Source organism: Serratia sp. TSA_198.1 (assembly GCF_052686505.1).
Genome location: NZ_JBQZFP010000001.1, coordinates 250472 through 272864, shown reverse-complemented (window position 1 = coordinate 272864; position 22393 = coordinate 250472). Strand labels below are relative to the sequence as shown.

Annotated in this window: 15 protein-coding genes; 4 read left to right on the top strand and 11 right to left on the bottom strand. The window is 58.2% G+C overall.

Going from position 1 to position 22393, the window contains the following annotated elements; translation table 11 throughout:
* Positions 1–18: 18 nt before the first annotated feature.
* From wecA to ACUTSW_RS01245, 4 genes are all read right to left on the bottom strand, one after another.
* Positions 19–1068 (bottom strand): UDP-N-acetylglucosamine--undecaprenyl-phosphate N-acetylglucosaminephosphotransferase, encoded by a 1050-nt coding sequence (gene wecA, locus ACUTSW_RS01260; protein WP_445583482.1) that lies wholly within the window; start codon positions 1066–1068, stop codon positions 19–21.
* 167 nt (positions 1069–1235) lie between these two features.
* Positions 1236–2192: an NAD-dependent epimerase/dehydratase family protein gene (locus ACUTSW_RS01255; RefSeq protein WP_004945832.1), complete on the bottom strand. Its 957-nt coding sequence runs from the start codon at positions 2190–2192 to the stop codon at positions 1236–1238.
* Positions 2193–2374: 182 nt separating this feature from the next.
* The gene (locus ACUTSW_RS01250; RefSeq protein ID WP_445583481.1) at positions 2375–3280 is read right to left on the bottom strand and encodes a winged helix-turn-helix domain-containing protein; all 906 of its coding nucleotides are present in this window, start codon (positions 3278–3280) and stop codon (positions 2375–2377) included.
* Positions 3281–4031: 751 nt separating this feature from the next.
* Positions 4032–5426 (bottom strand): NarK family nitrate/nitrite MFS transporter, encoded by a 1395-nt coding sequence (locus tag ACUTSW_RS01245; RefSeq protein WP_062792539.1) that lies wholly within the window; start codon positions 5424–5426, stop codon positions 4032–4034.
* Positions 5427–5789: 363 nt separating this feature from the next.
* Here ACUTSW_RS01245 and narX point away from each other — a divergent pair, with 363 nt between their 5' ends.
* Together narX and narL are read left to right on the top strand one after the other, a co-directional pair.
* A complete protein-coding gene (narX, locus tag ACUTSW_RS01240; RefSeq protein WP_445583480.1) occupies positions 5790–7574 on the top strand; it encodes a nitrate/nitrite two-component system sensor histidine kinase NarX in 1785 nt (594 codons plus the stop codon).
* Between the two features lie 11 nt (positions 7575–7585).
* Positions 7586–8236, top strand: a complete 651-nt coding sequence (gene narL, locus ACUTSW_RS01235; protein WP_006326049.1) for a two-component system response regulator NarL — start codon at positions 7586–7588, stop codon at positions 8234–8236.
* On the opposite strand, the gene ACUTSW_RS01230 is transcribed toward narL, so the two are convergent.
* Positions 8233–9747, bottom strand: a complete 1515-nt coding sequence (locus ACUTSW_RS01230; RefSeq protein WP_445583479.1) for a YchO/YchP family invasin — start codon at positions 9745–9747, stop codon at positions 8233–8235. The two genes, narL and ACUTSW_RS01230, sit on opposite strands and share 4 nt — an antisense overlap.
* A 529-nt stretch (positions 9748–10276) precedes the next feature.
* Here ACUTSW_RS01230 and ACUTSW_RS01225 point away from each other — a divergent pair.
* Positions 10277–10951: a prepilin peptidase gene (locus ACUTSW_RS01225; protein ID WP_445583478.1), complete on the top strand. Its 675-nt coding sequence runs from the start codon at positions 10277–10279 to the stop codon at positions 10949–10951.
* Between the two features lie 164 nt (positions 10952–11115).
* On the top strand, positions 11116–11682 hold the full coding sequence (locus ACUTSW_RS01220) for a YbhB/YbcL family Raf kinase inhibitor-like protein (protein WP_445583477.1): 567 nt from the start codon (positions 11116–11118) through the stop codon (positions 11680–11682).
* A 4-nt stretch (positions 11683–11686) separates the two neighbouring features.
* Here ACUTSW_RS01220 and cobA read toward each other — a convergent pair whose 3' ends face one another.
* From cobA to ACUTSW_RS01190, 6 genes are read right to left on the bottom strand one after another with little or no spacing between them, the layout of a single operon-like run.
* Positions 11687–12502, bottom strand: a complete 816-nt coding sequence (gene cobA, locus ACUTSW_RS01215) for a uroporphyrinogen-III C-methyltransferase (protein WP_445583476.1) — start codon at positions 12500–12502, stop codon at positions 11687–11689.
* 13 nt (positions 12503–12515) lie between these two features.
* Positions 12516–15167 carry a nitrate reductase gene (locus ACUTSW_RS01210; RefSeq protein ID WP_445584434.1) on the bottom strand — a complete coding sequence of 884 codons (2652 nt, stop codon included), beginning with the start codon at positions 15165–15167 and terminating at the stop codon, positions 12516–12518.
* Positions 15164–19309, bottom strand: a complete 4146-nt coding sequence (gene nirB / locus ACUTSW_RS01205) for a nitrite reductase large subunit NirB (RefSeq protein ID WP_445584433.1) — start codon at positions 19307–19309, stop codon at positions 15164–15166. The genes ACUTSW_RS01210 and nirB overlap by 4 nt, the downstream gene beginning before the upstream one ends.
* A 10-nt stretch (positions 19310–19319) precedes the next feature.
* Positions 19320–20108, bottom strand: coding sequence for an ABC transporter ATP-binding protein (locus ACUTSW_RS01200; protein ID WP_006326063.1), 789 nt, complete (start codon positions 20106–20108; stop codon positions 19320–19322).
* 10 nt (positions 20109–20118) lie between these two features.
* A complete protein-coding gene (gene ntrB, locus ACUTSW_RS01195; RefSeq protein WP_445583475.1) occupies positions 20119–21003 on the bottom strand; it encodes a nitrate ABC transporter permease in 885 nt (294 codons plus the stop codon).
* 8 nt (positions 21004–21011) lie between these two features.
* On the bottom strand, positions 21012–22271 hold the full coding sequence (locus tag ACUTSW_RS01190; protein WP_062871153.1) for a CmpA/NrtA family ABC transporter substrate-binding protein: 1260 nt from the start codon (positions 22269–22271) through the stop codon (positions 21012–21014).
* Positions 22272–22393: the final 122 nt, after the last annotated feature.

The following is a 22393-nucleotide window of genomic DNA, read 5'->3' as shown; positions in this document are numbered from 1 at the left end:
TTGCGGCCCGTGGGAGGATTAACGATCGGCGGTAGGGTTATCGGTAAAAATCGGTGCCTGACGCGGTTCATGCAACATGACAAAGTAACCGAAGAAGCAAAGTACAAAGGCCACCAGCATCTGGTAGTCCGGCAGTTGCAGGACCTCGCTGCAGATACCTACGCAGGCCAGCGTCACCGCCAGCATGCAGCTCATCGCCAATGCCTGGCGCGCATTGAGACCACGCCGCATCAGGATGTGATGCAGATGGTCGCGACCGGCCTTGAAGGGGCTCTGACGGCGCAGCAGTCGGCGCACCATGACCGTCACCATGTCCATCAATGGGATAGCGATCAGCCACAGCGCGGTCACTGGCCGTATGACAGCGTCCTGCCCCTGGGTGGCGACGATCAGCAACCACAGCACGCTAAAACCAATCACCATGCTGCCGGCATCGCCCATGAAAATCTTGTTGCGCAGACCGAACATGCTGAGGTTAAACAACAGATAGGCCGCCAAGGCCGCGATCAGGCTCAGGCACCACATCGCCAGTTTTTCTTGCCCCGCCAGACCAAACAGAATCGCCAGTGCGATAAAAGTGACGCAGGACAACGCGCCAAGCTGGCCGTCGATGCCGTCAACCATGTTATAGGCGTTAATCGCCCCCCAGACCGCCAGCGGCGTGATCAGCAAGGCTATGTAACCCAGCATCAGCTCCTGATGCCCCCACAAATAGCCGAAGGAAGTAAGTTGCATCCCTGCCGCCAGCATCATCGCCAGCGCGATCCCTCCCTGCACGATGACGCGCGGCGCCACCGGCAGATCAAAACGGTCATCAAGCACACCCAACACCACTAACGCCGTGACGCATAACAGGTAAATATTGCTATGCGGCAACCATTCAGGTTGCCAAAACGTCACCAGCATGAGGGTGAGATAAATGGCTATTCCGCCAACCAGCGGTATATGCCCCTGATGACGCTTGCGGGCATTGGGTTTATCCACTAATCCCACCGCCAGCGCAGCACGGCGTGCAATAACCACCAGCGTCAGCGCCAAAATAAATATTATGCTCAGTTGATATAACATTGTTCCTCCAGCGAATAAGCACGCTACCGCCCTTGAGTTACAGCTCCCAATGCGCTATTAACAAAAACAAAATTGACATCGCCAGGATATAAGTCAGCATAAGCTCATCCTGTTAACTACAGATTCATCCGAAAAATAAAAGGCGTTAGCGCATGAGAAATATATCTCTAGGAAAACTCATGCTTAATGGTTCTTTCGATTGCCAAATTAAGTTCAACCGGCGCTTCGAAATTGTTTTGCACATTGCTTTTAAATTGTGTTCTGGCGCAGAATTTTTGTACTCTCACGCGGCTAATAGGGAATTTACGGTGACTTATTTTACTCACCACATCCAATGCCGCAGCGCCGCAGATCCCGAATATATAAGGAATCCGAATGGTTTTGTTCTCTCTGCCCAATGAGGACGAAATAACGTCGACCAGTTGGTTCATGGTGAAATCCGGTTTATCAACATAATTGCTGACCTGATAACTGGCCTGCTGATCCAGCGCATACTCCAGCCTGGCTGCAATATTCTCGACATAAGCCATGGATTTCATATTATTGCCGCTGCCAATCATTACGAAACGGCCGCTGGCGATCTGACGGAACAGGTTATAAACGTTGCCGCGATTATTTTCGCCGAATACCACGGTCGGACGGATAATGGTCAACTTATTGTCACCGTCGGCCTTGCGCCAGGCTTCGTAGACATACTCCGCTTCCAGCTTGGATTTACCGTAATGGTTAAAAGGTTCAAAACGCCCTTCTTCGCCGGTTTCCTGGGTAACGAACCCGTAGACCGCCACGGATGAGGTAAAGATAATCTGCCTGATGTTCAGCGAAGAGGCCGTCATGCAAACATTACGCGCCCCCTCGACATTAACCTGATAATACAGCGAGATCGGATCGACATTATCCTGATGCTCTGCCGCAAGATTAATCACGGCATCACACCCCGCCAGTGGCTGCAGCAAGGTCTGCGGCTGGGTTACATCGCCAAACTGATAGAGCTCCGGAAAATGTTCGCTTTGTTTCTTGTCTACAATCGTCAAAATCAGATCGCTACGCGCACTCAGGCGCTTAACCAAACGCGTTCCGATAAAACCGGAACCCCCGATGATAGCTACTTTACGCTTATCCATATTTGTCACTCAGCCAAGTTTTCCATTAATTCCCACCGCAGAATTGAGGCGAGACGCTTAATACGCGTTAGATCATGGAAACCAGACTGGACAAATCGGCCCAAGCTTTCAAATAACAAATAATGAAATAACAATATTTGCCGAATGTAAAATTATGGGGAAAGATGAAATGTCGGTGTAGACTAATTTTTAACTTCGTAAGCAACCTGATATTGAATGGTTTTATTCGGCAGAATAAGATTAATCTTACCTTTACCTTTGGCCTCTGAAATTTCGTATTTCACCGGCTGTTTAAACTTCCCCTGTTTGGGATCGATGCACTCGATGGTCGCCTGCTCCAGGCTTTCGCCCTGATAAAGGCAAAGCAGCGTTTGCGGGCCGTTAGATTGGGGGTTGTTCAACGTCAGGGTAAGCACCACGCGGGTGTTGTTTTGTATATCATTGATAATCGGTGGACGAGTTTGGTTCCCCAGCACATAGGAAAAATGTGAAATAATCAGCAGTGAGACAAACACCGACAGGTACTTCACCACTCTGACGGCAGGAACGGAGAAAAAACCCGCCGATGCAGTCATTTTATTTCTTATTGTTGTATTTTTCAGCGGTACGGATACCACAGCAACAGGTGGCCCGGAACTCGTAATCGCTTCCTCATGCGTGTCTATTTTCTCGGCGCTAATTTCATCGTCTTGATTTCCACTTTCAGATATTTCCGCTTGAAAATCTTCGTTAATATTCCCAGAAACTTTCCATATTTCATCAACACCATATTCATCCTCCTCCGATATAAAGTGAAAAGCGGCCTTGTTTTCCACCTTATAGCCCAGGCGTGGAATCGTTCTGATAAGCGTATGTTCAACATCACCTATTTTCTGACGAATTGATTTAATTGTTTGATTTATCGTCGAATCTGAACAATAAGTTCCTTTCCATATATTTTCTATAATTTCCGTACGACTAACCAGTTCAGGGGATCTGGCGACCAGAAGTGAAAGTATCTGATACTCCTTCCAACGCAGGCGAAATTTTTCCCGGGAAGGTGTCAGAACATCTAGATTCCTAATCTTTATTCTTTTATCAAGATTCACTTTTAATTTCCTTAACGTGCCTGTCCTGCACACTTTGTATAGAAATATGAAAAAATGTTCAAGAAATTAAATGTAAACTCAACAGGTTGTATTCATTGGATGTTTATTTTTATAAAAATTCGCTGATTTCATTTTTTACATCACCTCGAATACCAAAGATCCGATTCTCAGAATGTTCTCTTTTTCCCTGTTGGTAACATGGTTTCTTTTCATGTTTACCGGCAATAAAAATCAGCCAACAGACTGATTTAAAACAAAAAGCCCGTATATGTTATAACTTTGTTGGTTAAGTGAAATTGTGAAATTCACCCGAAAACCTGCAAGTATCACCTGTTTTTCCACCTAATCCGATTGCCAGATAGCCTACAAAAAGCCAGCGAAAACAGAATGAGAGTTATCTGATTTAATCACTTCACGAAACAAAGCACCAAATACAAAGACATATTTTCAATTTGGCTACACAACCTTCAAATAATGAAGATCTCTGTCACTCACCATAACAGGCTATGTCACCAGCATGCTTTATTTCTGTAAAAATTCCGACAAGAAAATGAAAATCACGCTAACAATAATATTGTGGAGTATTCTTCATTGAAAAACATGAAGTGAGAGATGCACCTATAAAAAAAGAGAAATTCAGCATGGGGAAATAAGAATATTACCTAAAGGCGGGGAATTTCACTGCGGAAAAACAAACTACGCGGAGAGTAAAAGAAACAGTCCCTCCCCTTTCGGGGAGGAACAAATCGCATCAGGCCGTTTTTTTACGACCGTACACAGCCCAGGTAATCACCACGCACAACAGGTAAAACACCAGGAAAATTTTCATCGCGCCCGCCGGAGAACCGGTCAGCGCCAGAGAAGTGCCAAATGCTTTCGGAATAAAGAAACCGCCGATGGCGCCAATCGCCGAGATAAACCCCAGAGCGGCTGCGGAATCGGTTACCGCTTCGCGCTGTGCGCTTTCGTCGCTCCCGCCTCGAGCCTTAACGCGCTCGAGGGTAATTTTACGGAAGATCACGGCGATCATCTGGAAGGTCGAGCCGCTGCCCAAACCGGCGGTAAGAAACAGCAGCATAAAGACGCCGTAAAACGCAATAAAGGACCCCGTATGCCCAGCCCCCGGTAAGGTCAGGAACAACAGTGCGGCAAACACCGCCATCAACACAAAGTTAATCAGCGTAACGCGAATACCGCCAAACCGATCGGAAAGCGCACCGCCAACCGGCCGTGCCAGGGCGCCGAGGAACGGGCCGAAGAAGGCATAATGCAGGATCACCACGTCCGGAAACTGCGTCTTCGACAACATGGCGAAACCGGCGGAAAAACCGATGAAGGATCCGAAAGTGGCAAGATACAGCAGGCTCAGCATCCACAGATGGCCGCGCTTGAGCACCGGCAGCTGTTGTCTGAGCGAGGCCTTCGAAGCCGCCAGGTCGTTCATGCCGAACCAGGCCGCCAGCGTGGCGATCAACAGGAATGGCACCCAGATCCACGCGGCGTTCTCCAGCCACAGTTGACTGCCGTCCGGCTGAACCTGACCCGTGCCGCCAAAAACGCCGAACATGGCGATGGAGATCGCCAACGGGGCCACCAATTGCATCACGCTGACGCCCAGATTGCCCAACCCGCCGTTCAAGCCTAATGCGCCGCCCTGCCTGGCCTTTGGAAAGAAGAAACTGATGTTGGCCATGCTGGAGGCAAAGTTGGCGCCGGCGAAGCCGCACAGCAGAGAGATGATGACAAAAACGCCATAGGCCGTAGAGGTATCCTGAACCGCAAACCCCAGCCACAGGCAGGGGACCAGCAGTAAACAGGTGCTGATTGCCGTCCAGCGGCGGCCGCCGAACATCGGGATCACGAACGAATAAGGCACGCGCAGGATGGCGCCCGAAACGGAAGGCAACGCGGTGAGCAAAAAAAGCTGGTCGGTAGTGAAATTGAAACCGACCTTGTTCAGATTGACCGCAACCGCACTGAACAGCATCCAGACGCAGAAGGCCAATAACAGGCAAGGAACGGAAATCCACAGGTTGCGACTGGCAATCGCCTGACCACGCTGTTGCCAGAACTCGGTGTCCTCAGGTTGCCAGTTCTGAATAACCGCACCTGTTTTTTTTGATGATGACATTGCAGATTGCGACATAAAAACCTCAGAGACAGGGTGATAACTCCGCACACCCTAGGTGGCGGCCCCCAGGTCAAAGTTGATGTAAATCAATCGGAGTGCAGGTAGTCATGCGCGGGAAACACACCGACATCCCTTTATGAGTAAGGGGTTACTCCAGAAAATATAACTATAAATCAATTGGTTGAAATTAACGCCGCACCACTGCTGCCCGCCTGTAGCGGCGCGTGGAAACTAAGGGTTACTTCGTTAGAGGTATGGGGTTGCCTGCAACTATGGTGAAAAATAACGCCAAATCGTTACCGCCTTCGCTGGCACCGCCTGCTTTCGCCCTCTGGTTTCCAGCCGTCGCCACACTCTACCTCCGGGGATCCAAGCAACATGAAACGCCTGTTAGCTCCACTTTCCATCGTTAATCAGGTGGCCATGCTGATGATACTGCTAGGCATATTGGGCATCGCCGGAATGGGCATTTCCGCCTGGATGTCGCAGAGCATTCAGGGCAACGCGCATGCCATCAATAAGGCCGGCTCGTTGCGTATGCAGAGTTATCGCCTGCTGTCGCAGGTTCCGCTGGATGCTCGCAGCGAAGCGCTGGTCCGCGAACTGGATCAGGATCAAGACAGCCCCGATCTTCAACGTTCGCTGGAACAAGAGGAGATGACTGAACAATTTCAGACGCTGCATGATTATTGGCAGCTAACCCTGCTGCCGCAGTTGCGTCAGGCTCGGCACCCGGACGAGGCTGCGCCGCAGGTCGCGCATTTCGTCACCCTGCTGGATAAGCTGGTGTCCGACATTGACCGCCAAACCGAACGGCGGCTGTTGATGGTAACGCTGGTACAGGCGGTATTTATCGCGCTGACACTGTTCTTGTTGGTCGGTACCATCTGTTACCTGCGCCGTCGCCTGCTGCATCCGTGGCGGCAACTGGTGGCGATGGCGCTGTCGGCGGGCCGTGGCGATTTCAGCCGGCGTTTTGCCCAACGCGGCCACCAGGATGAAATGGCCTCGCTCGGCGGCGCGTTAAACACCATGTCCGACGAACTTGCCGCCATGTACAGCGGGCTGGAGCAGCGGGTGGCGGAAAAAACCACCGACCTGCAACAAAAAAACCAGGTGCTGAGCTTCCTCTATAAAGCCAGCCGCCAGTTGCACGGCAATGAGCCGCTGTGCAGCCGCCTGACGCCGATACTCAATCAACTGCAAAGCCTGACGCCGCTGCGGGCCATTCAGGTTCGCCTGTACGAGAACAACAGTCAGGAACAATTCGTACAATTGAGCGGCAACCTGCCGCTACGGCCGGAATACTGCACCAACCCGGTCTGCAGCGCCTGCCTGAACGACGATGGCCAACAACACGCCCATCACCCTTCCCTGAGCTGGAGTTTAAGCGACAAACTGGGGGATTACGGGGTGATCGTCGCGCAGCACCTACCGCAACAGCCGCTAAATGACGATCATCGCCAGTTGGTTAACACGTTGGTAGAACAACTGACCAGCGTGTTGGCGATTGAACGCCAGGTCGATCATCAGCAACAGCTAATGTTGATGGAAGAACGCGCAGCGATTGCGCGTGAGTTGCATGACTCCATTGCTCAGTCGCTGTCGTGCCTGAAAATGCAGACCGGTTGCCTGCAAATGCAGGGCGCGGAGCTCTCACCCGCCAACCTGGCGCTGGTGCGACAAATGCGTGAAGAACTGAACATCGCTTACCGCCAATTGCGCGAGCTGTTGACCACGTTCCGCCTGCGTCTGACCGAACCGGGGCTGCTGGCGGCGCTGCAGTCAACGGTACAGGAATTTAGCCAGCGGCTCGGCGTTGCCATCGATCTCGATTACCAGTTGACGCCACGCACGGTGCCTTCTTATCAGGCTATTCACCTGTTGCAGATTGCCCGCGAAGCCTTAAGCAACATAAATAAACATGCCCAGGCCAGCCGGGTAAGCATCCAGGTGGTCAATCGACGAGGCGAAGTTACCCTGAGCGTCTGCGATAACGGACGCGGGCTGCCGGAAGAGACCGCCCGCCCCGATCACTATGGCCTGATAATTATGCGCGATCGCGCCAAAAGCCTGCACGGCCACTGCGAGATTTTACCCTGCAGCGGCGGCGGCACTGAAGTCCGGGTGGTATTCAAACCGGACAACCACGCCATCGATTAATGAGAGAAACCATGACGACTGAAACCGCTGCCACCATTTTACTGATTGATGACCATCCGATGCTGCGTAATGGCGTAAAGCAGCTGATCGCTATGGACCCACGCCTGCAGGTGATTGCCGAAGCCGGCAATGGCGAACAGGGCGTCGCGCTGGCCGAAGAGCACGATCCTGATCTGATCCTGCTCGACCTGAACATGCCGGGCATCAACGGTCTGGAGACGCTGGATCGCCTGCGCATGACCGCGCTATCGGGCCGCATCGTGGTGTTTAGCGTCTCAAATCACGAAGATGATGTGGTCAGTGCTCTGAAACGCGGCGCCGACGGCTACCTGCTGAAAGACATGGAGCCGGAGGATCTGCTGAAGGCCATGCATCAGGCAGCTGCGGGCCAGATGGTATTAAGCGAAGCCCTGACGCCGGTCCTGGCCGCCAGCCTGCGTGAGAACCGCCCCAGCGCCGAACGCGATATCCAGCAACTGACGCCGCGTGAGCGCGATATTCTGAAACTGATCGCCCAGGGCCTGCCTAACAAAATGATCGCCCGCAGGCTGACGATCACCGAGAGTACCGTCAAGGTGCACGTCAAACACCTGCTGAAAAAAATGAAGCTGAAATCGCGCGTTGAAGCCGCCGTCTGGGTATTGCAGGGGAAAAACGGTTAATCCTCGCCGTTCAGTGGCCCGGTCTGCGCCGGTATCGCCGGCGTTTGCAAGGTTTTCGCCGGCGGCAACCCCTCGTCGGTGCCGGAAGACAGCGTCAGGGGCGGCGTCACTTGCAGCTGGATCCAGTTGGATGTCACTAACTGGTGTTTATCGTCTTCCAGCGTAACCGATAAAGAGTAACTGTTGCTTGCGCCCGGAGAGGCATCCCACTCAGGCACAATCAGGCTCCAGCCGTGCGGATCGTTACCGTTTTGCGGCGGCGTCAGGCTCAGAGCCTGGGTATCCCCCTGCCAACTGACGCGGGCTATTTTGTTGGCCGCTTTGATTTCAAGCACCAGCGGCAACGTTTCCCCTTCCTTCAGGCTCCACGGCGGCGTAGCCAAAAACACCTGCAGCGTTTTGCGTTGTCGGAACGCCAACACCGGGACATTTTTGCGTTCGATATTGTCATAGCGGCTACCGCGCAGCGACTTGGCCTGCGCAACGTACTCTGGCGATATCTGTTTCACCAGGGGAACACCAAGCCGGTAACTCAGCGCCAGTTCGATCTGATCCTGGCTCACCCCGCCTTCGCCCATCTTGTGCAACGCTTTCACCGTCACCAGCGGCACCGGCGTGTAATTCACCCCAAACTGCATGGCACGCGGATCGCTTTGCTTTTTACCGCTGCCGAACAGATCGACATTCTCCCCCCAGTACTGCTCATAGCTGAGAGAACCGCCAATCTGGCGGTAGAATGGCAGGTAGCCTTGAGTGGTAATGTCATAACCGTTCGCCGGTCGGCTGAGGAACACCGCGTCATTTTTCTGCTGCGCCAGCGCCGACAACGGATAGTAATAATTGGCGGAAAAACGCAGGAAATCGCCCCAGGCTTCGGCGCCCACGCTGGCACGGTTGTGCCGGCGCTCAAAATCGCTGTCGAGCACCGTGTTATATCCCAGCAGCCAATCCCCGGCGACCCAGCGTTGCCCAATCCCCAGGTTGCCCAGCGAACCGTCGTTTTGCTGCAAAAGACCGAGCTGGCTGTAAGTCAGCAAGCCGTTGACGTCATACAGCGGGCTGAACAGTTGGCCGCTGCTGCCGGCAAAATCCCCCTGATTGGACACCGCCAGCGACAGTTTGGCGGTGCCCAGCGGCGATAACAGCTCCTGCGCTTGCTGCTGCAAGACGTCGTTTGCCTGACCCAACACATAGTTCTCGGCGCGGGTACGCACCTGCTGGCCGGAAACGTTATTCAAATTACGCTCACCCAGCTGTTTCGCCATGGTGGCCCACTCTTTCTCACGCGCAGCGTCGTCCTGGGCGTTGCCGCCAAGCTCGGGTAAATCATTGCCCGACGAATGAGCGAGGGAATCGGGTGCCGGCGGGGATTCAGCCTGGGCGGGCAACGCGCCGCAAAACCAGGCAAGTAGCCACACCAGCAGCGCCGCCGGTAAACTGCCGGTCAGGCGAGGGAGAAAATGAACGGCTTTTTTCACTCTGCAGCGTGTTTTTTGTCTAACGTCAGTCATTACTTTGTCGCCATCCCCTCATCCGGAGAGCAAGGCGCATCAATCCTTTTTTTGCTGCGGCCACTCCAGGCGGCAGACAACTCAACCTTCGCACACTCTGACACAGGGCATTTATCCCCTTTCAAGGGCCCAGCGCCAAAACGCATCATGAATACCCAAGCCTAGTGGATTTGTGATGAGAAACCATCGGATAAACCTCAGTTATTCATGTGACAACGTAACAAAACCACCACCTCCACGGAGGCGATGGCATCAGGCCATAAAATTACCCGGTTCCGAGCCGCCAAAAGGAGTGAATTCACTTTATTTCACCTAAAATTTTGCCGAAAAAAACTTCAGACGGAAATCAGCGGGACCAATAACGTCTTGATTATGCGTAGCAATACGCAATTTTTTGCTATCCCTCTGTTAGCTGAACAATGCTTTGCGGCCAGGCTCGCAATGCCAATCATTGATGGCGTCATTTTTCCCAATCAACCGTATTTTGCCGCTATGTTGAACGCTGATTTCAGCTCGGTAAGGACGTTTTATGCTCGATGACGCGCAACACGATCTCTGGCATCGCTGCCTGTTTATCCCGGCCCTGCTGCTTGCTGCAGCCATCGCTACGCGGTTGATTCACTGCGTATCGGCAAGCCTGCCGGGGCCCTCGCCAAAGCAGGCGCGCTGGGTGATGGGGGCTGCCCTTTGCGCCGGGCTGGCGGCATTGCCTTTCGGCATGCCGCTCCTGCACCGCGTGGTGTTGCTGCCGGTGGCGGCGGTATTGATCGCGTTGGCGTTTATCGATTGGCGGCACCGCTTGTTGCCGGATCGCCTGACACTGCCGCTGCTATGGGCCGGGCTGCTGGTGAACCAGCAAGGCTATTTCACTTCGCTGGCGGAGGCGGTGTCAGGGGCCGTCGTCGGTTATCTGTCGCTGTGGCTACTCAACGCGGGCTATCGCCGCCGACATCAACGGGATGGCATTGGGCAAGGGGATTTTAAACTGTTGGCGGCATTAGGCGCCTGGGTCGGCTGGCCCGCCCTGCCGATGTTGGTCACCGGTGCGGCGGCGACGGGACTCTGCGCGGTGGCCATTGCCGGCCTGATGCGTAAACCCGGCCGGCAAACTCCGCTGCCGTTCGGCCTATATCTGGCGACGGCGGCCTGGCCGTTGCTGCTGTCGACGGCCGGCAAGGGAATAGCGCAGTTCAACGGGGTATAACGCTAAATTTCACCTTATTTCACTCTGGCGGTAAATTGGCACAGGGCCATTTTACCGCTGTTATAGCCCACTGTCGGTACGGCTGTTATGGCGACTCTTCACCTGCACCGCTATCCTTTGGCTAAGCCAAAACGGGGTTTTGCCTAAATCAATACGGGGGTTATATGATCGGTCATGGTTTATCCGCACTCGCGCTCGGCGCGGCGTTACTGACGGGGTCACTGTCATTCGCGGCGCAGGCGGCCGGCACCTTCACCCTCACCTCGCCGGCGTTTCAGGATGGCGGAATGCTGGCGCAAAAATATGCCGGCGCGACACCGGGCAATGCCAGTTGCACCGGCGATAACGTTTCACCTCCGCTGAACTGGGCCAACCCACCGGCAGGCACCCAAAGTTTCGCGCTGCTGCTGTCCGATCCCGAAGGGCGCAGCGGCCTTGGCGTCAGCCATTTGGTGGCCTACGGCATTCCCGTCTCGGCCAGCGGCTTCACCGAGGGCGATCTCACCCTGGGCAAAGGCTTTGTTGGCGGCAAAAACTCGCCGGGTACTGCGGTTTATCACGGCCCTTGCCCCCCGACCGGATCAGGGTTGCACCACTATACTTTCGTGTTGATCGCCACCGATCTCCCGCCCCATGCACTTGGCCCGGGCTTGACGCGCGAACAACTCCTGGAAAAACTGCAAGGCCACGCCAAGGGCGGCGCGGGCATTATCGGCCGCTTCGGCCAATAGCCGCTCAGGCCGTCAACGCCTCTGCCGGGATCTCTGCGGTCACCGCCGCAGCGCGGTACAGGCTGACCACCTCACCGATCACCAGCAGGCTGGGCGAAACCGGCCGCTGTCGGGCTATGATCGCCGGCAGTTCGCCCAAGGTGCCGATCAATACCCGCTGCTGCGGCTGGGTGCCGCGTTCAATGATCGCCAACGGCATCTCCGCCGCCATACCATGGCGCAACAACTGTGCGGCGATGGTTTCACTCAAGGCCAGCCCCATATAAAACACCAGCGTCTGCCCCGAACTGACCAATCCCGGCCAGTCCAGATCCACCTCGCCGTTACGGCAATGGCCGGTAATAAAACGCACCGACTGCGCGTAATCCCGATGGGTTAACGGAATACCGCTTGCCGCCGCACAGCCACTGGCGGCGGTAATGCCCGGCACCACGTGGCAGGCCACGCCATGATGCTGCAACCAGGCCATCTCCTCGCCGCCACGACCAAAAATAAAAGGGTCACCACCCTTCAACCGCACCACCCGATTGCCGGCCTGCGCCAGCTCTACCAGCAGTTGTTCGATCTCCGACTGCGCCAAAGTGTGGCAGCGCAGGGATTTACCCACGTCGATACGCAACGCCTCCGCAGGCAGCAGCGCCATCACCGCCGGGGAAACCAGGCGATCAAACACCACCACGTCCGCCTGCTGGAGAACCCGCAGCGCCTTCAACGTCAGCAGCTCGGCATCCCCCGGCCCGGCACCGACCAACCACACTTCGCCCCGGCGCACCGGCTGGCGACGATCCCCAGCCAACATCAGCATTTCAAGTGCCTTCATTGCATCACCTCCGCTATGCCACCCGTTGGGCCGCATGCTGTTGAATCAACTTTTTCAGTTCCGGCAAACAAGAGCCGCAGTTGGTGCCGCATTGCAGACGATCGCCCAGTTCACTGGCGCTGTGGCAGCCCGCCTTAATCGCCGCAATAATGCGGTTCTCGCCCACGCCGAAGCAGCTGCAAATCGTCGCCCCGCCCGCCGTCTGCCCCGCAGCCCCTCGCCCCGCTAACAACGCCAAGCGCTGCGCTCCGCCGACCGGCGGTTGTGCAAAAGCGCTCAGAATTGCCGGTCGATCGAGCATCGGAGCCTGTTGGCGAACATAAAACGCCAGTTGCACCTCGTTCTGACGCCAACCAATGACGTGCAAACCGCGCTGAGCCAGCTGCGCGGTTTGCAGCGTCAGCCCCGCCAAGGGGAAGTGTCGCCGCAACCAGTCCTGCCAGTCTTCGACCGGCCGTTGCCCGGCCATGATGTAGTGGGTCAGGCCGTCCTGCGCTACCCGGCTCCAGTAAATGCCCGCCGGCGGCGCCACCTCGGCGCGCAAGAAGATCTCCGCCTGCCAGCTCGTTGGCCACAAGCTGACCCGTACCGGCGCATGTTTGCTTTCCGGCTGGCCGGAATGAGCATCGACCACCGGCGGGATCAGACTGTCGACCCGGCCCTGAGCGGTAAACTGACCATTCCAGTGCATAGGCGCGAATACGCTGCCGCGCCGCTGCCCCGGATGACACTGGGCCCGCGCCAGCATCCAGCCGTGGGGTGAACTCAGCCGCACCAGGGCGTTATCGCCAATGCCCAACGCCGCAGCATCCTGCGGGTGCATTTCACAAAACGGCTCGCTGAGATGGCGCATCAGGCGCGCCGCTTTGCCGGTGCGTGTCATGGTGTGCCACTGATCGCGGATACGGCCGGTGTTCAGCACCATCGGGTAACGCGGCGATACCGCATTTTGCGGCAGACGCGGCGTCACCGGCAGCAGTTGCGCTTTGCCGTCCGCATGGAAAAAGCGGCCATCGCTGAACAGACGCCGACACCCGCCAGGGTGCTGGGTATTGACCGGCCACTGCACCGGTGCCATACGCGACCACTGCTCCCGATCCCCCTGCGCCAGCAGGCTGATATCGAACGCGCGCGTTCCATTATTCTCAAACCCTGACAACGCGGCGTGCTCACTGAAAATCTCCGAAGGGTGCCGGTAGCCGAACGCCGCCCCATAGCCCATGCGCCGAGCCACCTGGCTGAGGATCCACCAGTCGGCCCGCGCCTCTCCCGGCGGTGGCAAAAACGCGCGCTGGCGGGATATGCAGCGTTCGGAGTTGGTGACACTGCCCTCTTTTTCGCCCCAAGCCAGCGCCGGCAGGCGGATGTGAGCCAATTCTGCGGTATCGGTCACCGCCATCACTTCCGACACCACCACCAGCGGGCACTGTTTCAACGCCTGTCGCACCGCGTCCGCATCCGGCAGCGATACCGCCGGGTTGGTGCCCATGATCCACACCGCCTTCACCTGCCCGGCGGCCATCGCCTGGAACAGTTCGACCGCGTTCAGGCCGGGTTGCCTGGCAATGCCCGGCGACTGCCAGAAACGCTGCACCCGGTCGGTATCCTCGTCGCTGAACCCCATATGCGCCGCCAACTGATTAGCCAGCCCGCCCACTTCACGCCCGCCCATCGCATTCGGCTGGCCGGTAATGGAAAACGGGCCGCTGCCCGGCCGGCCAATGCGCCCGCCCGCCAGGTGCAGATTGATGATTGCATTGCATTTATCCGCACCGCTTGAAGACTGGTTGATACCCATGGAATAGAGGGTCACCCAGTCGCGCGATGTTTTCAGCAAGGCGAAAAAGGCCAGTACGGCGCTGAGCGGCAGTTCGCAAAAATCCGCTACCCGTTCCGGTGCCCAGTCGGCCACCGCCACCAGCGTTTCCTCCACGCCGTTGGCATGCTGATGCAAAAAGGCGTTATCCAGGCCGTCGTGCTGCGCCAGCCAGCGCAGCGCTCCGGTAAACAGAGCGGCGTCGCTGCCAGGGCGCAGCGGCAGGTGAAGATCGGCAATATCGCAGGTCGCCGTCTCTCGCGGATCAATCACCACCACGCGCATCTGCGGCCGCTGCTGACGCGCCTTCACCAGCCGCTGATACACCACCGGGTGCGCCCAGGCGGTATTGGAACCGGTCAGGATCACCAGATCCGCCTGTTCGATGTCCTCATAACAACAAGGCACCGCATCGCCACCGAACGCCCGCTTGTAACCCACCACCGCCGATGCCATGCACAGCCGGGAGTTGGTGTCGATATTGGCCGCGCCGATAAAACCCTTCATCAGCTTATTGGCGACGTAATAGTCCTCGGTCAGCAACTGGCCGGAAGCGTAAAACGCCACCGCCTGCGGGCCATGCTGCTCGATCACGCGGCTAAAACGCAGCGCCACCTGCTCCAGCGCTTCGTCCCAGCCCACCGTTTGGCCGTCAACCTGCGGTTGCAGCAAGCGGCCCGCCAAATCCAGGGTTTCTCCCAACGCGCTGCCTTTCACGCACAGCCGCCCCTGATTTGCCGGGTGGGCGACATCGCCGCTGACCGCCACCGCGCCGTCGCTGCGCTTTTCGACGGCGACGCCGCAGCCAACGCCGCAGTAAGGACAGGTGGTGCAGTGTGCGGCGGTCATGATGCAGCGCCCGTCGCTTCCGGCATGGCGGCCTGCACCGCCAGCGGTTGGCTGCACACCCAGACTCTGCCCGCCGTCACCCGTACCGGCCAGGCGGTAACACCAGATTGCGCGTTATCCACACAGCTGCCGTCGCTCAGGCGGAAACGCTGCTTGTACAACGGGGAGATCACCACAGGCACACCGGCTACGTCCCCCAGCAACCCGCGCGCCAGCACGTTGGCGTCGCTGTCCGGCTCCTGATTCGCCAGCGCATAAACGCCGCTGCCCGGCAGATGGAACAGCGCAATCTGCCGCTGCCCCAGACGTGCGGCAATGCCGGCATTGACGGGAATGTCCGCCAACGCGCAGACATCCAGCCATTGATCGCCTGCGGCCGAGGCCGGTTGCACGTCGATAACCTGCCCGCGTTCCTCCCCGCTCGCCGGGCGGCGCTGCCCGCGCTCCGGCTGCCAGACGATGGCTTCGTCCGGCCGATCGCTGTTCACAAAGGCGCGGAACAGCTTAAGACGATCCGGGCTGGCGAGCGTGGTCTGCCATTCGCACTGATAGCTGCCGACCACCGCCTGCATGTCGTTCTCCAGATCGGCGGCGATGCCCAGGCTATCCTCCAGCACCACCTCACGCAGGTAATCCAGCCCGCCTTCGAGGTTATCCATCCAGGTGCTGGTGCGCTGCAGGCGATCGGCGGTGCGGACATAGAACATCAGGAAACGATCGACCATGCGGATCAGCGTGGCGGTGTCGAGATCGCTGGCGAACAAATCCGCATGCCGTGGCTTCATGCCGCCGTTGCCGCACAGGTAAAGATTCCAGCCTTTGTCGGTGGCGATCACCCCAACGTCCTTGCTTTGCGCTTCTGCGCATTCGCGCGTGCAGCCGGAAACCGCCATCTTGATTTTGTGCGGCGATCGCAATCCCTTGTAACGGTGCTCCAGTTCAATCGCCAGCGCGGTAGAATCTTGCACGCCATAACGACACCAGCTTGAGCCGACGCAGGATTTCACCGTACGCAGCGACTTGCCGTAGGCATGGCCGGTTTCAAACCCGGCGTCGACCAGTTGCTGCCAGATTTCCGGCAGTTGCTCCAGGCGTGCGCCAAACAGGTCGACCCGCTGGCCGCCGGTGATTTTGGTGTACAGTTGATAACGCTGGGCAACTTGACCGATGGCGATCAGCCCTGCCGGGGTAATTTCACCGGCCGGCACGCGCGGCACCACCGAATAGGTGCCGTCCTTTTGGATATTGGCGAAGAAACGATCGTTGGTGTCTTGCAACGGCAGGTGCTGCGGCTTGAGCAGGTATTCGTTCCAGCACGACGCCAGAATCGATCCCGCCAGCGGTTTGCAAACTTCGCAGCCGTGCCCATGACCATGTCGGGACAGCAGATCGTCGAAGGTGCGGATATTGCCGACCCGCACCAAGTGATACAGCTCCTGGCGCGAGTAGGCGAAATGTTCGCAAACGTCCTTTTTCACCACCACGCCGCGTTGCTGCAGTTCGTGCTCCATCACCTGTTTCACCAGGGCGGCGCAACCGCCACAGCCGGTGCCGGCTTTGGTGCAGGCTTTCACCGCCGCCAAATCGCCGCAGCCTTGGTCCACCGCACAGCTGATATCGCCTTTACTGACGTTGTGACAGGAGCAAATCTGCGCCGTGGCCGGTAACGCCGATACGCCCAGCGCTTTTGGCGCGCCGCCGGCCGAGGCCGGTAGAATCAGGCTTTCCGGTGCGGCGGGCAACGGCAGGTCATTGAGCATCATTTGTTGCAGCGTACTGTATTCGCTGCTGTCGCCGACCAATACCGCCCCCAGCAGCCGTTTGCCGTCGGCATCAACCACCAGTTTTTTATACACTTCCGCCGGGCCGTCGACCCAGCTGTAGCTTTGGCTGCCGGGCGTATGGCCGTGCGCATCCCCGATCGACGCCACCTCGACGCCCAGCAGTTTCAGCTTGGTGCTCATGTCTGCGCCGCAGAACACGCTTTCCCGCCCGGCCAGCAGATCCGCCAGCGTGCGCGCCATTTGATACCCCGGTGCCACCAGCCCGAAAATTTGGCCGTTCCATAACGCGCATTCGCCGATGGCGTAAATGGCGTCATCGCTGGTACGGCACTGGCTGTCAATCACGATGCCACCGCGGGGTCCCACCTCCAGTTCGGCGGCGCGGGCGAGCTGGTCACGCGGCCGGATACCGGCGGAAAACAGAATCAAATCAACATCCAGGGTTTCACCGTCGGCGAAACTCATACTGTGACGGTGTAACGAACCCTCGATAATCGCCTGTGTTTGCTTGCCGGTGTGTACGCTCACGCCCAGCGCCTCAATCTTTTTACGCAGCATCGCCGCGCCGCCGTCATCCAGTTGCACCCCCATCAGGCGCGGCGCAAACTCCACCACGTGGGTTTTCAGCCCAAGCTGCTGCAAGGCATTGGCGGCCTCCAGCCCCAACAGACCGCCGCCGACCACCACGCCCACGCTGGCGCTGGCGGCGCATTCGGCAATCGCCGCCAGATCCTCCAGCGTGCGGTAAACCAGACAGCCGGGGCGATCGTTGCCGGGGATCGGCGGGACAAACGGATAAGAGCCGGTCGCCAGTACCAGGTGGTCGTAGGCCGTTTCGCGCCCCTCGGCGTCGATTACGCATTTGCGCCGGCGATCGATGGCGCAAACCGCCTGCCCCAGCCGCAGCTCAATCCCGGAACCTTCGAAGAAACCCGCTTCCACCATCGACAGCGAGTCGGCGCTGCGGCCGGAGAAAAATTCCGACAGATGGACCCGGTCATACGCCGCCACCGGCTCTTCGCCAAAGACCACGATGTGATACTGCTGATGCAGTTCGCGAGCGACCAGTTGTTCCAGGAAGTGATGACCGACCATGCCGTGTCCGGCAACCAGCAAAACGGGCTTATGCATATCCGATGTCCTCTCGTCAGACGCCTGCGGCGCCTCGGGTTCGCTACTGCCAAACAGCAGGGCTTCCGGCTGATTCACCGGCTGACCGAGCTGCCGCAGATAAAAAGGGCTGTCCTGGGCGTCGCCGTACAACACAACGCCCTGTAATCTGCCGTGGCGCACCAGCAGGCGGCGGTAATGCTGCACCTGTGGGTCTTCGGCGTGGTGAAGCTCGGTTTGCGCGTCGGCGATCATTTCGCCGGCGCTGAACATCTCGATGCCGCTGACCTTCAGGCGGGTATGCAGCGGCGCCGGTCGGTAGCCCGGCACCTGTTCACCGCTCAACCGCCGCGCCAACAACTCCGCCTGTTGCCAGCAAGGTGCGACCAGACCGAAGGTGGTGGCGTCGAGCTGGGCGCATTCGCCGATGGCGAAGATCGCCGGATCTTCAGTCTGCATCCGATCGTCGATCAAAATGCCGCGCTCACAGCCCAGCCCGGCGGCCTGCGCCAGGCTGATTTCGGGCCGCACCCCGGCGGCAATCACCACCAGATCGCAATCGCACCGCTCGCCATTACTCAGCGTGGCGGCCTGAACCTGCTCTGTGCCGTGGAACCGGCTGGCCTCACAGGCCAGCCGACATTCGATACCGCGTTGCAACAGATTGTGTTGCAGCATCCGCCCGGCGCGGGCATCCAGTTGCCGCTCCATCAGGTGTGTGCCACGGTGCACCACGGTGGCGGTCATGCCGCGCTGCGTCAGGGCGGCGGCCGCCTCGATCCCCAACACGCCGCCCCCTACCACCAGCGCATGCCCCCCTGGCCGGCAGCGGCCAAGCATGGCTTCAACGTCGTCCAGCGTGCGAAAACCGTAAATGCCGTTCAGCGTCACGCCGGGCAGTTGCGGCATCAGCGGACGCGAACCGGTGGCGAGCACCAGCAGGTCATAAGGCACCTCATGCCGGGCCGTCATCACCCGCTTGTGCCGCCGATCCACCGCCAGCGCCGGTTCACCGGCCAGCAGCCGCACGTCGTGCCGGTGATACCAGTCAAGATCGTGCAACAGGGTCTCGCTGAACGCCTTTTCCCCCGCCAGCACCGGCGACAACAGAATGCGGTTGTAGTTGCCGCGCGGCTCCTCGCCAATCACCGTGATGGCATAGCGCGCGGGTGCCAGCCGGCAGAGCGTCTCCACCAGCCGCATCCCGGCCATGCCGTTGCCAATCACCACCAATTGGGTTTTGTCCATCATTCGGCTCTCATGCCGCTTTCGCGTGCTTCTCGTAGAGGAACTTCAGCACCTGGCGACGGTAATGGTGATAATCCGGGTCGTCCGCCAGCGCTACCCGTGAACGCGGACGCGGCAACTTCACCTCGAGAATTTCACCGACAGTGGCCGCCGGGCCGTTGGTCATCATCATCACCCGGTCGGACAGCAGCACCGCTTCATCGACGTCATGGGTGATCAGCACAATGGTGGTGTTCAACCGTTGCTGGATTTCCATCACCGCATCCTGCAGATGGGCGCGGGTCAGCGCATCCAGCGCGCCAAAGGGCTCGTCCATCAGCAACACCTTGGGCTTCATCGCCAGCGCGCGGGCGATGCCGACGCGCTGTTTCATGCCGCCGGAGATTTCATGCGGCCGCTTGTGCAACGCGTGGCTCATATGCACCAGCTCCAGGTTGTGCTCGATCCACTCGCGCATTTCGCCGCGCGTCATTTCGCGCCGGAATACCTGATGCACCGCCAAGGCCACGTTTTCGTAGGTGGTCAGCCACGGCAGCAGCGAATGGTTCTGGAACACCACGCCACGTTCTGGCCCCGGCCCGGTGATTTGCCGGTTATCGCACAACAGCACGCCGTCGCTGGGCAGAGTCAGCCCGGCGATCAAATTCAGCAGCGTCGACTTGCCGCAGCCGGAATGGCCGATCAGGCTGACGGTTTCTCCTGCCTGGATATCGAAACTCACCCGATCCAACGCGATAAACTCCCCCTGTGGGGTGGCAAAGCGCTGGCTGACGTTCTGGACCTGAATAATCGGTTTCATGGCGCACTCCTTAACGGTTCTGATAGCTAAAACGTTTTGCCAGTAACATCAGCCCCTGCTCGAGCAGCAGCCCCACCACGCCGATCACGATGATGGCGATGATGATGTTTTCGACGTTGAGGTTGTTCCATTCATTCCAAATCCAAAAACCGATGCCGACGCCGCCGGTCAGCATTTCCGCCGCCACAATCACCAGCCAGGCGATGCCGATGGACAAACGCACCCCCGTCAGCACATACGGCAACACTGCCGGAAACAGGATTTTGCGCATCACCGTCCATTCAGACAGCTTCAGCACCCGCGCCACGTTGAGGTAGTCCTGCGGAATGCGCGTGACGCCTTCTGCGGTGTTGAGGATCATCGGCCAGATGGAGCAGATGAAAATGGTCCAGGTTGATGCCGGTTCCGCACGCTGGAACAGCAGCAGGCCAATCGGCAGCCAGGCCAGCGGGCTGACCGGGCGCAGCAGCGAAATAATCGGGTTGAGCATGTTCGCCAGAAAGGCAAAGCGCCCCAGCAGGAACCCGGCCGGTATACCGACCAACGCCGCCAGCCCAAAACCGGTGGCTACGCGCTGCAACGAGGCCAGTACGTTCCAGCCGATCCCCTGATCGTTCGGCCCGGCGGAATAAAACGGATCGGCAAACAGCGTCAGCGCCGCCTGCCAGGTCGCCACGGGCGTCGGGAAACCCTTGCTGTTGAGCGCGGCGATCTGCCAGACAACCAGGGTCACCACCAGCCCCAACGCCGCGGGCACCGCACGGCGAAAAGCATTCTGCAAAGGCAAACGCCAGCGCGCTTTGGGTTGCGGCTTCGCGGCAGCCGGGATTTTCAGCGGCACGACTTCCGCACAGGTCGGCGTTGGCATATCAATACGTTCAGCGAGATTTTTCATCGGTTACCTCAGCGCTTTAAAGAGAAACTGTTGGCGTATTCCGCTGGATTGCTGCCGTCCCAACGTTTACCGTCAAACAGCGTGCTGGCGCGCATGTCGCTGCCGGGAAGATTCACCCCGCCCACCGCGCTTGCCGCCTGTTTGTAGATCTCGATGCGGTTGATTTTTTGCGCGACGGCCAGGTAGTCCGGCTCGGCGCTCAACAGGCCCCAGCGGCGATGCTGGGTCAGGAACCACATGCCGTCAGACAGATACGGGTAGTTCACCTCGCCATCGTGGAAAAAGCGCATCGCATGAGCGTCCTGCCAGGATTTGCCCAGACCGTTTTGGTATTGCCCCAGCATGCGGCCGGTGATCACTTCCGGTTTGGTATTGATGTAGGCGCGCCCCGCCACTACCTGGGCGGTCTCCTCGCGGTTGGCGTCGGAGCTGTCTATCCAGCGTGCGGCGTCCAGCACGGCGGCGGTCAGCGCGCGGGCGCTGTTCGGGTTGGCCGCCACCCAGTTCCCCGTGGTGCCCAGCACTTTTTCCGGGTGATCGGGCCAGATTTCCTGGGTGGTGACGGCGGTAAAACCGATGTTTTCGGCGATGGCGCGCTGGTTCCACGGCTCCCCGACGCAGAAACCGCTCATGTTGCCGATCTTCATGTTCATCACCATCTGCGGCGGCGGCACCACCACGTTGCGCACGTCGTCAAACGGATGAATGCCGGCGTTCGCCAGCCAGTAATAGAGCCACATGGCGTGAGTGCCGGTCGGGAAGGTTTGGGCGAAGGTGTAAGTGCCCTTGGCGCTGGCGTCGACGTGTTTTTTCAGCGCGGCCGCATCGGTGACGCCGGCCTGCTTTAACTGGTTGGAAAGCGTGATCGCCTGACCGTTGTTGTTGAGCGTCATCAGCACCGCCATGTCGTGCTGCGGCCCGGCTACGCCCAATTGCAGGCCATAAACCATGCCGTACAGCACGTGCGCCGCATCCAGCTCGCCGGACAGCAGCTTGTCGCGCACCGCCGCCCAACTGGCTTCTTTGCTGGGAATGATTTTGATGCCGTATTTTTCGTCAAACTTTTTCACCGCCGCCATCACCACCGAGGCGCAGTCGGTGAGCGGAATAAAGCCCACGCGGATCTCTTTTTTCTCCGGTGCGTCAGAGCCTGCCGCCCAGGCCGTATTCATCAGGCCAGGCAGCAACATGCTGCCGCCCAGCGCCGCGCTGCCGGCCAAAAAGCGGCGGCGCGTCAACTCAAGCCCAGGGTGTTTGGTGTGCGTCATCAGCAAGTCCTTCAATCAGGCGATAAAAATAAAAAAGGCGTCCCATCAGCACATTCCACCATTGGGGTGAACATGCTGAAAGGACGCCTTTATCCAAATTCTTGTTGGCAATCCGGCCGCCA